15 protein-coding genes and 1 pseudogene are annotated in these 13,792 nt (G+C 59.1%); 5 read left to right on the top strand and 11 right to left on the bottom strand.

Annotated elements, in window-relative coordinates; translation table 11 throughout:
* Positions 1–168: pseudogene (locus tag ISP19_RS21205) on the bottom strand (IS5/IS1182 family transposase); the annotation flags it as partial.
* Between the two features lie 207 nt (positions 169–375).
* On the opposite strand from ISP19_RS21205, the gene ISP19_RS21555 reads away from it, so the two are divergent.
* From ISP19_RS21555 to ISP19_RS01650, 4 genes are all read left to right on the top strand, one after another.
* Positions 376–747, top strand: coding sequence for a DUF2946 domain-containing protein (locus ISP19_RS21555; protein ID WP_379946209.1), 372 nt, complete (start codon positions 376–378; stop codon positions 745–747).
* 68 nt (positions 748–815) lie between these two features.
* On the top strand, positions 816–995 hold the full coding sequence (locus ISP19_RS01660) for a hypothetical protein (protein WP_204678983.1): 180 nt from the start codon (positions 816–818) through the stop codon (positions 993–995).
* Complete coding sequence (locus ISP19_RS01655) at positions 992–3,238, top strand: TonB-dependent receptor plug domain-containing protein (protein ID WP_204678981.1); 2,247 nt, start codon at positions 992–994, stop codon at positions 3,236–3,238. The genes ISP19_RS01660 and ISP19_RS01655 overlap by 4 nt, the downstream gene beginning before the upstream one ends.
* A gap of 12 nt (positions 3,239–3,250) precedes the next feature.
* On the top strand, positions 3,251–4,477 hold the full coding sequence (locus tag ISP19_RS01650; RefSeq protein ID WP_204678979.1) for a sialidase family protein: 1,227 nt from the start codon (positions 3,251–3,253) through the stop codon (positions 4,475–4,477).
* 379 nt (positions 4,478–4,856) lie between these two features.
* Here the strand turns inward: ISP19_RS01650 and ISP19_RS01645 are convergent, their stop codons facing one another.
* From ISP19_RS01645 to ISP19_RS01600, 10 genes are all read right to left on the bottom strand, one after another.
* On the bottom strand, positions 4,857–5,894 hold the full coding sequence (locus ISP19_RS01645; protein ID WP_204678977.1) for an alpha/beta hydrolase: 1,038 nt from the start codon (positions 5,892–5,894) through the stop codon (positions 4,857–4,859).
* Positions 5,895–6,007: 113 nt separating this feature from the next.
* On the bottom strand, positions 6,008–6,640 hold the full coding sequence (locus ISP19_RS01640) for a TetR/AcrR family transcriptional regulator (RefSeq protein ID WP_204678976.1): 633 nt from the start codon (positions 6,638–6,640) through the stop codon (positions 6,008–6,010).
* Positions 6,641–6,979: 339 nt separating this feature from the next.
* Complete coding sequence (locus tag ISP19_RS01635; protein ID WP_204678974.1) at positions 6,980–8,416, bottom strand: aldehyde dehydrogenase family protein; 1,437 nt, start codon at positions 8,414–8,416, stop codon at positions 6,980–6,982.
* 182 nt (positions 8,417–8,598) lie between these two features.
* Positions 8,599–9,159, bottom strand: coding sequence for a hypothetical protein (locus ISP19_RS01630; protein WP_204678972.1), 561 nt, complete (start codon positions 9,157–9,159; stop codon positions 8,599–8,601).
* Between the two features lie 246 nt (positions 9,160–9,405).
* A complete protein-coding gene (locus ISP19_RS01625; protein ID WP_204678970.1) occupies positions 9,406–9,669 on the bottom strand; it encodes a hypothetical protein in 264 nt (87 codons plus the stop codon).
* 70 nt (positions 9,670–9,739) lie between these two features.
* Complete coding sequence (locus ISP19_RS21200) at positions 9,740–10,168, bottom strand: MarR family winged helix-turn-helix transcriptional regulator (protein WP_204678968.1); 429 nt, start codon at positions 10,166–10,168, stop codon at positions 9,740–9,742.
* Positions 10,165–11,607 (bottom strand): MFS transporter, encoded by a 1,443-nt coding sequence (locus ISP19_RS01615; protein WP_204678966.1) that lies wholly within the window; start codon positions 11,605–11,607, stop codon positions 10,165–10,167. The genes ISP19_RS21200 and ISP19_RS01615 overlap by 4 nt, the downstream gene beginning before the upstream one ends.
* A 164-nt stretch (positions 11,608–11,771) precedes the next feature.
* Positions 11,772–12,242, bottom strand: a complete 471-nt coding sequence (locus ISP19_RS01610; RefSeq protein ID WP_204678964.1) for a GNAT family N-acetyltransferase — start codon at positions 12,240–12,242, stop codon at positions 11,772–11,774.
* A gap of 53 nt (positions 12,243–12,295) precedes the next feature.
* Entirely contained in the window at positions 12,296–12,697 is a 402-nt protein-coding gene (locus tag ISP19_RS21380; protein WP_204678962.1) for an IS3 family transposase, read from the bottom strand.
* Between the two features lie 102 nt (positions 12,698–12,799).
* A complete protein-coding gene (locus ISP19_RS01600; protein WP_204678960.1) occupies positions 12,800–12,928 on the bottom strand; it encodes a transposase in 129 nt (42 codons plus the stop codon).
* 140 nt (positions 12,929–13,068) lie between these two features.
* Between ISP19_RS01600 and ISP19_RS01595 the strand changes: the two genes are divergently transcribed.
* Complete coding sequence (locus tag ISP19_RS01595) at positions 13,069–13,497, top strand: VOC family protein (protein WP_204678952.1); 429 nt, start codon at positions 13,069–13,071, stop codon at positions 13,495–13,497.
* The last annotated feature ends 295 nt before the right edge of the window (positions 13,498–13,792 follow it).

Raw genomic sequence — 13,792 nt, 5'->3', positions numbered from 1 at the left:
GCCAGTGCTAGCGGGCTCGACGCTTTCGAACCCCAGCGTGCCAAGGTCCAGTTCTTCGACAAAGACGTCGATGACTCGAACGGGATTGTCCTCGTTGATATAGTCTTCCAGCCGCTCGGGGAAAAGCGGGCTCTGTGATCGGTCCAGTCCTTCCACGAATCGCTTCATGAGACACTCCGCCTGGGGCAAGATCAGAATAGACGGTTCGTTTTACGGGGTGTTTTCACACAGCCTGGACCCGAAGCAGACCTGCGAGAGAACCTAGAGAAAACACTTTTCATAACCAATGAGTCGCTTTGTCGCGTGAAGCTCCCACGTGCTTGTGCCATGATGTAGTGAGCCTGCTCCAGGCTTCGCAGGATTGGGGAAGTTGGCGTGTTTAAGCGCGCAGCACATCGTCGGTTTGTAGCGTGGCTGGCTATTGCTGCCATGTTACTTATCGTCGTGATGCCGGCGGTGTCCCGCTCCCTATCCAGCTCGGCCAATATGGGTGCCGACTGCCGGATGGGCCTGTCGCATACCGATCATGGTCACCGCCACGGCACTCCTGGTGATCCTTACGATCCGACCGTTGCGTGTGGCTATTGCAGCTTGCTTGCACACACTCCGATCGCCACGTTCGATGTTGGCGCTGCATTGGCGCCGACGTATCTTCCTGCATTCGTGCCAGATGCTGGCTTGCTCCACGACAGCCCTGACGCACAGGTTTTAAGCGCTCATCCGCGCGGGCCGCCACACATCGGCTAGTCCTTGAAGCGAACAGCTCGCGGCTCGATCGCTGCGGGTGTTTGTCTTTACCTGCAGGCCATCTTCCCTTGAAACATTCCGCCACGTTGCGACCTGCGGCAGTGCTGCTCTGTCGTATGGGCGTGCGCCGCCGTTTCAGGGGCTTAGTGGATCAACCGGCAGGAATTCGTTGGGAACGTGAGCATGTGCGCAACATCGCGCAGCCAACAACGAACCTGCTCGCCATTGATATGGACGATCGATCATGACCCATTCGCTTTCTCGCAAAAAAACCTATCTTGCATGCACGACCCGTGGCTCGTGCGGCGTGATGCTAGGTTTCGCTTTCGTCTGGTTTCCTGCGCATGCACAGACTGCAGGGTCTTCCGCTTCGACTTCGACTACAACTTCGCCGACGCCGCAGGTCAAAACCAATCCTGCACAAACGCCAGCTTCGGACAGCCAGAACGCCAAGCAGCTTTCAGCGGTGGTGGTGACCGCCGATCGCCGTCCCGAACCGATTCAGCAGGTTGCCGCAAGCGTCAGCATTGTGACTGCCGATCAGATCCAGAACACACCGGCCCAAGGCCTGGACGACGTGTTGCGGATGGTACCGGGCATGAACCTGACGATGATCGGACCCGACGTGGGACACCCCACTGCCTACAATGAGGGAATGCGCGGCTTGCCCACGACCGAGACCCGTTTTCTGGTCCTGGTGGACGGCGTTCCCATCAATGACCCGTTCTTCGGCTACATACAGTGGAACCGCATACCTCTCGATAATATTGACCACGTCGAGGTGGTCCGCGGTGGCGGTTCCCCGCTTTGGGGAAATGGCGCGATGGGTGGCGTGATCAACATCATTACGCGTGCTCCGGAAAACAACGAAGCCATCATCGACGCAGCAGGCGGCAGTTTCGGAACTTATCGAACCAGCGCATATGGGGCCTATGTGCCGACGAACTGGCTCAAGCTCAGCTTCAATGCCGCCTTCTCCGGCACCAGCGGCTACCAGACGACTCCACCCTCCTGGTATACCTACGGAACAACGACGTTGCGCTCGCCCCTCTATGTTCCTACATCTTTTGATGCTCGTAACTTCAGCGTACGCGGCGACTTTGCTCCAAGCGGCGATCTCAACGGTTTCCTCGTCATCAACTACCACGACAACAACCAGGTGCTTTCGACACCCATCGGCGACGATGCCCAGCACATACTCACGGTTTCGAGTGGGGTGACGAAGACGTTTGATGCGGGTGCAACGCTGACTGCGACGGCATTCCACGATGACAGCAACTTCGACACGAATAATCCGCATCTCCTGAGCTTTACCACTGAATACAATTCCAACGTACACACGACACCCGTCAACGACACAGGTGCCTCGCTCGTGTGGTCGCAGGATCTGACCAACATGCTCCGCAACGTCACGTTTGGTGTAGATGCACACTTCATCTCGGGCACGGATTACGCCAATTACTATCTGCCTTCAGGGCAACTTGCTGCCCCAACGATCATCGCAGGCGGCAAGCAAGAGTTCCTCGGCGGCTTCGCTCAGGCAGAACTGCGACCGTTCGAGCCACTGGAAATCGTCGGCAGCGTTCGCTACCAGTACTACGAGAATTACGACGGTATCGATACATTCCCGCCGGAGCAGACCGCTAATGGCGTGATTCCGTCATCTCACAGATACAGCCTCGATCCGCGAATCAACCTGCGTTACCGCCTCACCGATGAGTTCGCGCTGCGTGGAGCTTATTACCGATCGTTCCGCGCACCCACGCTCGACGAACTCTATCGAACGTATGCCGATACGACGGCTGGGATTTATGAGGGCAACCCCTTTCTCAAACCGGAGACGCTGCGTGGCGGCGAGATTGGCTTCGATTTCGAACAGCCGGGTGTGCGTAGCCAAGTCACGCTTTATGACACCTACATCAATAACCTGATCACGACGGAGAATCTACCTGCCTCCGCGAGTCCAGCCATCCTGGGCGTCACCTGCGGGTATGACGCGCAGACCTACACGTACCTGACATGTACGCGGAACATCAATGCCGCCTCAGCGCACGCACGGGGCATCGAGACAGAAGTGAACTGGGATCTCGGCTCCGGTTTCTCCACGGTGTTTGCCTACACCTACGCGGACTCCCGTTACACCTCGGACCCCGTCGATCCGACTGCCGTCGGCGCGCGCCTGGAAGGCGTCCCACGGCACAATGTGAGTGACAGCTTGAGCTACGCAGCTCCGGCTGGCTGGCGGACTTCGCTCGATCTGCGCTGGGTTTCTGCCAGTTATGGCGATGCGCACCCGGCGGACAATCTGATACAGAACGCCCACTTTATCGTTGATGCTTCAGCTGCGTATCCGTTGACACACCGCCTACAAGTCTACGTGCAGATCCAGAACCTGCTGAATCGATACTACATCGCCAATAACTTTGGCGGCGCTCCGATACTCGGCACACCGCGCGAAATTCTCAGTGGCGTACGCATCAACTTCAATTGAGGACGTCATTCAATGAACACGAGAATGGTGGGCTTGCTGACGCTGCTTTGGGCTTTGCTATTGACGGCCTCCGTTTCCTTGGCCGGGAACACGCAGGGTGACGACTCCATGCAGGGCATGAAAATGGGCGGCATGGAAAAGCCTGCGTCACGGCGAGAAATCCAGAGCCTCGACATCTACGCAGAGGGCAAGCTATTGCACCTGCTCACGGGACGTCGCGAACCGGGAGACAACGCCGCCAAGCTTTGGTATCAAGTTTCGTCCGATGGCGGGAAGCAATGGTCGACGCCGGTGCGCGTGGACACGGATTCCAAGGCGCCGTACGGACTGCATCGTGGGGGCGATGCGCAGATCGCCGCAGATGGTCGACATCTGATTGCAGCGTGGACTACTGAAGGTACGGGCTGGGGTGATGGCGGGCCCATCGCCACGGCCATTTCCGACGACGGGGGGCGCAGCTGGCGGCCGGGGCCGAATCCGGCGGATGATGGCTCCACCAAAGACCACGGCTTCATCGCGATCACCGCGTCCGCCGGACGCTTCCAAATGGTTTGGCTCGACAGCCGCGGCAACACTGGCCAAGGGTTGCGATATGCGCAGTCCGATGACGACGGTCAACATTGGCAAGCCAATCTCACCATCGCCAACCATACCTGCGACTGCTGCTGGAACCGCCTGCTTGTGGGCCCGGGATCGACCGAATATGTGTTGTTCCGTGACGGTGGCCCGCGTGACATGACCATCGCGCGGTCCAGCGACGCTGGCGCGCATTGGCAGAAACTGTCAGCGGTGGCTCCCTTCCACTGGGCTGTGAATGTTTGCCCCCACGTCGGAGGCGCGCTCGTCGCTGATGGTCCCCAAACGCTGCATGCCCTAACTTGGACAGGCAAAGAGGGGAGCGTCGGACTGTACCACTCGGTTTCGACGGACCGCGGCGGGCACTGGACTTCACCGCAACCGGTGGGTAGCAGCGCTGCACGTCATGGCGATATGGCCTCACACAACGATGGTCGCCTGGCTGTGGTCTGGGACGAGTCGGTCGACGGAGCTTCACAGATTTTTGCAGAGACGACTGCCGATGGCGGTCGACACTGGACCTCGCCGCAGCGGCTGACGGTGCCTGGTATCTACGCGACACATCCACGTATAGTACCCGTCGAGGACGGCTATCTAGCACTGTGGACGCAGATCGATCGCGCAGGGATGGGGGCGCTTGAGATGGCGAAGATCAGTCAATGAGTAGGCGTTACATTGCGAGTCCCTTGAAGTTCTCGGCGTGGTCAAGATGACGCAGGGCAGCGGCATTGAATTAGCCAGACACATCAAATACGCAATTTGAGCCTTCGCTCGGCACGGACAAACCATGTGGGAACGCGAGGACAGATTATGCGCGGACTCCCATCTTGTTCTTGAGACCACAGTTTGGCCGCTTTGGCCAACCCATGAAAAACACATTGGTGCCATCGCAGATATCGAAGACCGGCATGTTTTACGACTCGGTTGAGGATCTTCGGATTCTTCATCGGGTCGAAAGTAATTGAGCGGCCGGGTGCTGGCCGTGGATGTATCTTCGAACATACACAAGAGGCGGCAGAGCCGCCTCTTGTAGTGGCTGTGATTATTTCAGGCGCGCCTTGATTTCATTGCCCATCTGGTCCAGCGCAGTCTGCGTCACCGGGTCGTTCGCCAGAGCATTGAGCAAACCGAAGTCGTGAATGGTGCCGTTGTAACGCGTCACCGTGACTTGATCACCGGCCAGGTCGAGCTTGCGACCATAAGCTTCGCCCTCATCGCGCAGTACATCAAACTGCGCTACCTGGATCAGCGCCGGCGGCAGGCCTTTCAACTCCTGCATTGAGGCACGCAGGGGCGATGCGTACCTTTCATTGCGCTCGCTTTCGCTGGTTGTGTAGGCATTCCAGAACCATTCCATCAGCGGACGTGTCAGGAAGTAGCCTTGTTTGAACTGGTTATACGAACCGTCCTGAAAATTATGATCAGTCACCGGCCACAGCAGGCCCTGGAAACGAATGGCCGGACCGTGTTTGTCCTTGGCCATCAAGCTGATCACCGTTGCCATATTGCCGCCGACACTGTTGCCGACCACGGCCAGGCGATGGCCGTCCACACCGATCTCGCTGCCATGTTCGGCCACCCATTGGGTCGCGGCATACGATTGATTGATCGCGATACCGTAATGCGCCTCCGGCGACGGCGTGTAATTCACGAATACCGCAACGGCGCCGGACCGCACGACCAAGTCGCGCACCAGGCGCTCGTGCGTCTGGAAATCGCCCAGGATCCAGCCACCGCCGTGGAAGAACATGAACACCGGCAACGTACCCGTAGCGCCACTCGGACGCACGATGGTCAACGGCACAGTGATGCCATTCTGAGTGATCGTCTTGGTGCTGACGTCGATACCGGAAAGATCCACTTTCACGCTCTTCTGCGCATCAACCAACACCTGCCGCGCTTGTGCGGGTGGCAGCGTATTGAGCGCCGGGCCACTGCTGCTATTGAGCGCATGCAGAAAACCGGACACCACGTGATCGGGCTGATTTGCGGGTACGGTGTCTGCCGCAAAAGCACTGGCTGATGCGGTGGCGATAAGGCTGGAAAGCAGCACTTTCTTGAAGGTATTGAGGGTGTTCATGGTTATCTCTCCTGGGGGGGGGGGCAGGTTTCGTTGAATCTATCTATCACTAGATAGATAAGGATTTGAAAAAAAGAGCCCATAGGGCCCGATAGCTCGAACAGCAAAACGGTTTACTTAGACTTGAGTGCGTTCACAACATCGCGCAAGCGTGCCTTGGATTGAAACAGACGGCTTGCCAATACACTTCCTTGAAATGCGGCGAACAATGATCGCGCCGCACACTCTATGTTTCCGCTTACATGAAGCGTGCCTTGCTTCATGCCTTCCGCCAACACCTTGGCCAACCACGCTTCACTGGCTTCAAAAAACGCCTGCACAGCGTGACGCACGTTGTCTGGCAACGATGTGATGTCCGCGGCCAGCATGCCGCATAGACAAATACGATCTCCATCGCCCATCAACGCACCGAACTGGTCGGCATAACGTTTCAGCTTGGTTTCGGGCGGCAATGACGCATCGATATGCCGCATCGCGCTCAGCGTCTTGCTGCTGTACAAGCGAACCGCTTCCAACACCAGGTCGTCCTTGGCTGGAAAGTAGTAGTGGATGCTCGACGTCTTGACGTCCACCAGCGCGGCCAGATCGCGATAACTGAAGCCGTTGTAGCCTCGAGTCATCAGCAGCGTCTGGGCGTGCTGGAGCAGTTGATCGCGGACAGGGAGCGTTTCCATGGGGTGAATACTATCTACTACTAGATAGATATGCAAGGGGTGGCTGTGCACGCCGTCGTGCCCGGCTTCCACGCCGGGCACCGGCCCCTATCGCGCTCTACCTATGGTTGAAATGAAACTTGGAGCGAAAGCCGCGTAGCGAAGAAGCAAGGTGCTCTTTCATCCGACAGACACTTAGCTCGACCACGTACTTGGCGCCCGAACAGCCAGGCCGTTTATCGCAGGCCCGCGAACGTCGCCGCCTGGACCGATCAAGCTATGTGAGATCAGCTATCAATCACCCAGTCGTCAGAACGTCGGACAACTGCAGAGAGCTAAATGCTGAGGAAATTTTTCGCATCCCACCAGCAAATGGCCACACCCACCTCAAGCTGGTAGGCGGGTGGCTTTCAAGAACACCAGCGCGCTCGTTTATGGACTCACGCCAACAAACATCTTTTCAATCTGCATGTCATGGAACGTGTAGGGAATCCCACCGACACCCATACCCGACTCACGTAAGCCGGCAAACGGCATCCAATCGACACGGAAGGCGGTGTGGTCGTTGACCATGACCGCCGATGCATCCAGGCCATGGTAGGCACGTATCGCCGTATCGAAGTCCCGCGTGAACACCGCCGCCTGGAAGGCGACCGGTAGCGCATTGGCCGCCTGGAATGCCTGCTCGATATCGTCATACGGATACACGCAGACGACCGGACCAAAAACCTCCTTCTGACTGACCTCGCAATCAGCCGGGGGCGCAAACAGTATCGTCGGCGCATAGCACGTCTCCCCCACTCGCTTGCCACCAGTGAGGAGTTTCGCACCTGCCGCCACCGCGTTCTGCACCCAGGTGTTTACGCGCTCCACTTCTTTCGGGCGAATCAGCGGGCCCACCTGGGTTTCGGCCTTGGTAGGGTCGCCGACGACGAGCGCCTCTGCGGCGCGCGCGAGGCGATCAGCTACGTCTCGGGCAATGGATTGATGGGCATAAACGCGCTGCACGGACACGCAGACCTGGCCTGCGTGATAAAAGCCGCCCTTGATCAGTTTGGGTATGGCTTTATCGAGGTCCGCATCGGCAGCCACGATCGCCGGCGCCGCACCGCCGTGCTCAAGCGCACAGCGCGCCCCCGGGGCGAGCTGCGAGCGCAGCTTCCAGCCGACGGCGGCGCTGCCAATGAAGCTGAAGAATCCAACGCGCGCGTCCGTGACGAGGCGCGATGCAAGTTCGTTGCTGTCCAGCACGATGGCTTGCCCCCAGGCTTCGGGAAGCCCCGCCTCGCGCAGCATATCGACCAGCGTCAGGCAGCTCAGCGCCGTATCGCGCGCCGGTTTGACAATGAAGGGGCATCCGGCGGCGACGGCGGGGCCAACCTGGTGAACGATCAAGTTGAGCGGATGGTTGAAGGCACTGACCGCCACCACCACCCCGATCGGCTCCCGTTGCGTGAAGGCGATCCGATGGGCCGAACTCGCATTGATATTCATCGGAATGACTTGCCCGCCGTTGCCACGGATGGCTTCCGCGCATGACACGATGCCATCGATGGCCCGTATGGTTTCCACGCGCGCGTCGACCAGCGGTTTGCCTCCCTCCTGCGCGATCAGCATGGCCAGGTCTTCGGTCATGTCGATCATGTTCTGCGCGGTCCGCCGCAAGATGGCCTCACGATCCGCAGCGGGCAGCCAGCCACGGCGATCCTTGAACAAGCGATAGGCGGTCGCGAGCGCGCGCTCGACGTCCTCTGCACCCGAGGCGCTGGCCGTGCCGACCACTGCTCCATCGAAAGGCGATTTGACCTCGAGCGTCGGTTCCTTGCCGCTCGCCTGGTAAACCATGCTCTTGAAGTGAAGTTGCTTCATGACGACGACCTGCCCGGGCTCACGGTCCGGCCTAACAGTGTAGCGCCCCTTCGCAGGTCGATCTTGGAGGTTTATGTCTTGGGATGACGATTCCAAACCATGGCACGGCTGATGGGACGGATGGTCAGGATTCCGGGACGGAGCAAGGCCTCCCGCTCATAGTCGTCAAACTCGGGTTCCGCCTAGGGCTCTTTCGTGCCCACAGCCTCGTTCACCACGGTCCAATGCGCCCCCTTGTCGGTCGATACCTCCAGCCGCGCCAACTGCTTGTCGGGGGAGGCGAACGTATAGATTTCGCGGGCATCGATGACTCCGCCGTTGTCGGCTGGAATTTCATAGGGGCGGGTCCACACCTTTCCATCGACATGCATGAGGTCTTCGCGTGGCCCGCCTTCCGGCGCCACGTTGGTGTACTTGAAGGTCTTGCCGACGTCGCTGTAATAGAGGATGGCCACGTCGTTGATAACGTGTCCTGCATCGGGATCCGGCTGCACGCTCAAATACTCGCAAGCCATAAAGCTGCCGTGGGGCAGGAAAGCACATTTCGCGTCGAAGTCCTGTGTCTTGGCGTGGCCAAACTGCGTTTCCCTGGTTGCGATGCGTATCTTCCAGTGCCCGGCCCAGGCCGCGAGCTCGTCGTGCGGCGACGACGCATCCTGAACCTTCGCGCTGGCAGGCAAAACCATGAGCAGCGCTGCGCACAGCGCGACCACCGCCTTCAAGAAGTTTTTAGACACGCGCATAAGCCGCTCTCCAATTCGACATTGGCGGATACCCGGATGCCACCTTCGCCCCCAAGGGCTTGAGGTGTGGACCCTATCCTTGCGACGAACGGCGGGTGTCGGGATCGACAGCGCAAAACAGAGATATTTTTAAGGCACACAGAAGGGGCGGAGCCTGAGGTAATAAGACGCACTTAATTACCGGCCCCTTGTCGCGCCATCTAGCGCCGCTGAAAACCTGCGCCCTACTCCATTGCCCCTCAGAATTCAGTCGCGATTGCCGCGCCTGATCGAGCGCAAGAAACCGATCACAAGATCCGCTTCGCCCATCTGCACCAACTCCTGCGCGGTCTTGCCATCCAGCTCATGAATCTTCACCGTCGAGTACCACTCGCGCACACGCGCCTCGTCATGCTCGACCCCCTTGGCCAATTGCAAGACACGCCAAAAATCCATATCCAGTGAACGATCGAAAGTGTCGTCGTTGTTTCGCGACAGGTCCCAGGTCGCTCCACCAAGTTGTGTCGTCATCGTGCAGTTCTCATCACACGTGGTTGAAAGACACCGGCCATAACCACGAACCCATCCCCGACGCTCGTGGCTAAATGATCCGCTCCAGAATGCGGCGAAGGTGCGCAAGGTCGGTCCTGGAAAGATGCTGGATGGCGGGCGGTGCTTCGTCGCGCACGGCACATTGCACCAACTCCACGCGTTGCCGGCCCGCCGGCGTGAGCGACACGATTTTCGTGCGCCGGCTCTCCGGATGAGGATTACGTTCGACCAGCCCGAGATCTTCCAGGTCATTCACCGCGACCGTAGTCGCCGGTGCGTCGCTGCCGGTCATTTCGGCCAGCTGCTTCAAGGTCATCGGCGCATCGAGCAGGCGGCGCAGTATCCGCACTCGGCTGATCGGCAGGCCGCTGGCTTCGCTGACTTTGCGACGCCATTCGCCACGGTGTTCCCACACCAGGCCGACCATCATCTGCCAGATGATGTCGGCTTCACCGCCGCTGTAGGCATGCTTGGTCACGCCGGTGCTCCAGCAGGCACTTCTTCCAGCAGGTGCGCCATATCGCTGGTGGTATCGCGTGCCCAGCGCGTGTTGGACAACCATGCCAACGCCACCACGGTGAGACCGCCGCCGACCACCAGCCACCAGAATGGATGCGAAGCCTGCGCGAATCCCTCATGGATATGTGTACCCACGATGGTGCCGGCAAGCGCAACGCCAAGCGACGCGCCGATCTGTCGACTCGTGGAAGCCACCGCCGCCGCGACACCGGCTTGCGCCTTGGGCATGCCGGACACCGCCGTATTCGTAATCGGCGCGTTCACCATGCCGAAGCCGATGCCAAACAGCACGTACGACAACAGCAACCACACCAGCAGCGTCGTGGCGGTCAGCTGCGTCATCATCAACGCGCTGATAAGCATCGCCGTGCCGGAGGCCAGCAACGAAGGCCGCGTACCGTAGCTGCCGACCAGTCGCCCGGAGAACGGCGAGCAAAGAATCGTCGCCAGCGCCAGCGGCAAGGTGCACAAGCCGGTGTGGAAAGCCGATAAACCACGCACTTCCTGCAAATAAAGTGCATTGAGGAACAGAAAGCCGGAGAACGCCGAGAAACTGCACACCGCAATCACCGTTGCGCTACTGAACGGCGCGCTGCGGAAGAACCGCACATCGATCAGCGGTTCGTGGCGGCGCGGTTCATAGACAAGCAATGCGATGAGTGCCAGCACGGCGGCACCGAACAGGCCGGCGATCGTGGTCGAGCCCCACCCCGCATGCGGACCTTCGATCACCGCATACGTCACGGTCGCCAGGATGATGATCACCAACAATTGGCCGATCGGATCCACGCGCCGCGCATGCGCTGCCTTGGATTCCGGAATGTAGCGCGCAGCCAGCAGCATCCCCAGGATGCCGACCGGCAGGTTGACCCAGAAGATGGAGCGCCAGCCGACGCTGTCGGTCAGCGCGCCCCCGATCACCGGACCCAGCGCCATCGATACCCCCGCGACCGCTCCCCAGATGCCGATGGCACGCGCACGCGCCTTCGGATCGTGAAACGTGTTGACGATGATCGACATGGCGACCGGATTGAGCATCGTCGCGCCCAACGCCTGCAGAATGCGAAACGCGACCAGGCCGTTGATGTTCGGGGCCACGCTACACAGCAGCGAGCCCAGCAGGAACAGCACCATGCCCGTCTGAAACACACGGCGACGCCCAAAGCGGTCCGCCATCGACCCCGCCAGCATCAACAGGCTGGCCACCACCATGGTGTAGGCATCAATGACCCACTGCAGACCCGAGATCGAAGCGTGCAGATCGTCGCGGATCGAAGGCAGCGCGACGTTCACGATGGTGGCATCCATCGAGACCATCAGCAGGCTGAGGCAGCAGATACCGAGGATGAGGTTCGGGTGAGCCGTGGGGCGCTTGGGGGCGTGGATAGTTGCATTCATACAACTATTGTGAATTAACAATAGTTCGGACGTCAATGGGGGATCTGGCCTGCCGCGCGAATGGCCCCCTCACGGGGCGTAGCCAGGGGGCATCTGGACCTACATGGACCGGATGATTGGCCGCTGGCGAGGACCTCGCTTTCGCAACTGGAAGCGAACCCTGCCTACCTTAGAGACTTGCCCATGATGAATGTCTTCTCCCCACGGAAATCCCTGGCTTCAATGGTCTCGTAGCCTAGCCTTTGGTAATACGCCTCGTGCTCATGCGTACAAAGGTGCAGTGTTTCGTAACCCGCAACCGAGGCGGCACTTTCAATTGCACGAATGAGTAATGAGGCGATACCGCGAGATCGGTGCTCGGGCTTGACGTAAACGCCGGCAAGCCATGGCGTCCAGCTGATATCCGGAAAAAGGCGAGTCTTTTCCTGTAGCGTCGCGGCTCCGAGCAGCAAGCCCGACTCCACCGCAATAAGCGTTTCAGGCATGACATCCGTTGGAGATGCATAGATCTCGGCTAGACGCTCCGTGGTCTCAGCCAGTGTTTCTTCTGGGTTTATATAACCCCACGTCTCGACGTAAATCTTCGCCAGTTCGGGCACGTGCTCGGTGTGTTTTCTCAGGCTGGTTACATGCATAGATGGAATTTTCTTGAAGTCACATAAGGTGAATATAAGCTCCGACGTCTTGATCAGGTTGCGGATTCAGTCAGTCGATAGTTACCGCGCCGGCGCAGGTAGCGACGACGCCGACGGCTATGAATGGCGTGAGCCTGGCGCAACCGGGCCACGCGGTGGCGACCACAGGTCTCGCCTCGCTGGAGCAATGCCTGCCACATGCGATCCATGCCGTAGGCTTCATGGGTTTCTTGATGCACCTGCTGGATCTGCTGAACCAGGCGCTGATTCTCAACCGCTCTGGCGCTTGGTTGCCGATCTCGCCAAGCGTGATAGCCACTCGGCGAGACCTGCAGTGCGCGGCACATAGTGCGCACACCATGACTACGCTCGCCTGCGATCCAGGCGTACTTCACGGCAGCTCTCGCGCAAAGTACGCCGCCGCTTTTTTTTAGAATCTCGTTCTCTTCCTTCACGCGCGCCAACTCGCGCTTGAGTGCGGCCAGCTCGTCCTGGCTGGTCTTTGGGCGTCCGCCACCACGAAACGCCTGGTCGCCCTTTGTCCTTGTATCCAGCTCTCACTTGTGCAGGCGGTTGTGCGGAATGCCCAGTTCGCGCGCCACGACGACGACGGGCTTACCGCTGGTCTGCATCATGCGAATCGCTTCGCGCTTGAACTCTGCGCTAAACCTCTGACGCTTTTCCATCGAACACCTCCGTGCGAGGATTGTCCTCGCTTTTAGGCGTCCGTTAAATCAGGGGTAGTCCAAAAAATCGGGGTAGCTCACTCTGACCCGAAGCGGACCTTTTCCGCATTGGCTTTGAAGCAGCAAGAAAAGGTAAAAAAATGATCGACCATGTCTACATCTCCGTCACTGACATCGACAAGTCGCTGGCGTTCTATTCTGAAGCCCTGAAGCCGCTCGGCTGGAGCCTGTTCGGCAACTACGACGCTGCTTCAGGTCCCGACAGCGTCCCGGATCTTTACGGCATTGCTGATGATGCGTATCTCAGCGGGAAGGCGGTCGGATCAAGCGTCTGGCTACGGCAACGCAAGCCCGGCGAGACCGGGCTCTACATCGGAATCGTCTGCGATACCAACGAATTGGTCGACGCCGCCTACGCGGCTGCCATCAAAGCCGGTGGCACCGACGAAGGTAAACCAGCAGATCGTACCTACTTTGCCCGAGGCTACTACGCAGCTAACGTCGCCGACTTCGATGGAAACCGTATTGAGTTCGTGCACAAAGCGTGGAACCCGAAGCGGCACCCGTAGCCATCGAACAAGAGCAATAAGGGTCAGAACACTTTTTTGCGTGGGGAAGTGCTCTGGCCCGTTATTTCGGAGCACTTCGATGGCCATTTGTTGGGCTACGCTAACCCAACCTACGCGATTCGGGTGGCGGCGTTGAGTTTATGGTGCGCTGATGGGTTTTGTGATTCGCCAAAAAAGCGGCACGTTGTTGTCACGCAACGTGCCGAAAACGGCGCACTGTTCTGACGCAGCGGGCCAACATGGCCGCCCTCATACGTACCTGCGTTAATCCACCTTACGCTGGGGAGGGCGTGTC

It is taken from the genome of Dyella flava (genome assembly GCF_016904955.1).
Lineage (GTDB): Bacteria > Pseudomonadota > Gammaproteobacteria > Xanthomonadales > Rhodanobacteraceae > Dyella_B > Dyella_B flava.
Note: the sequence above shows the minus strand (reverse complement) of the source record. Positions and strands in the feature narration are given on the sequence as shown.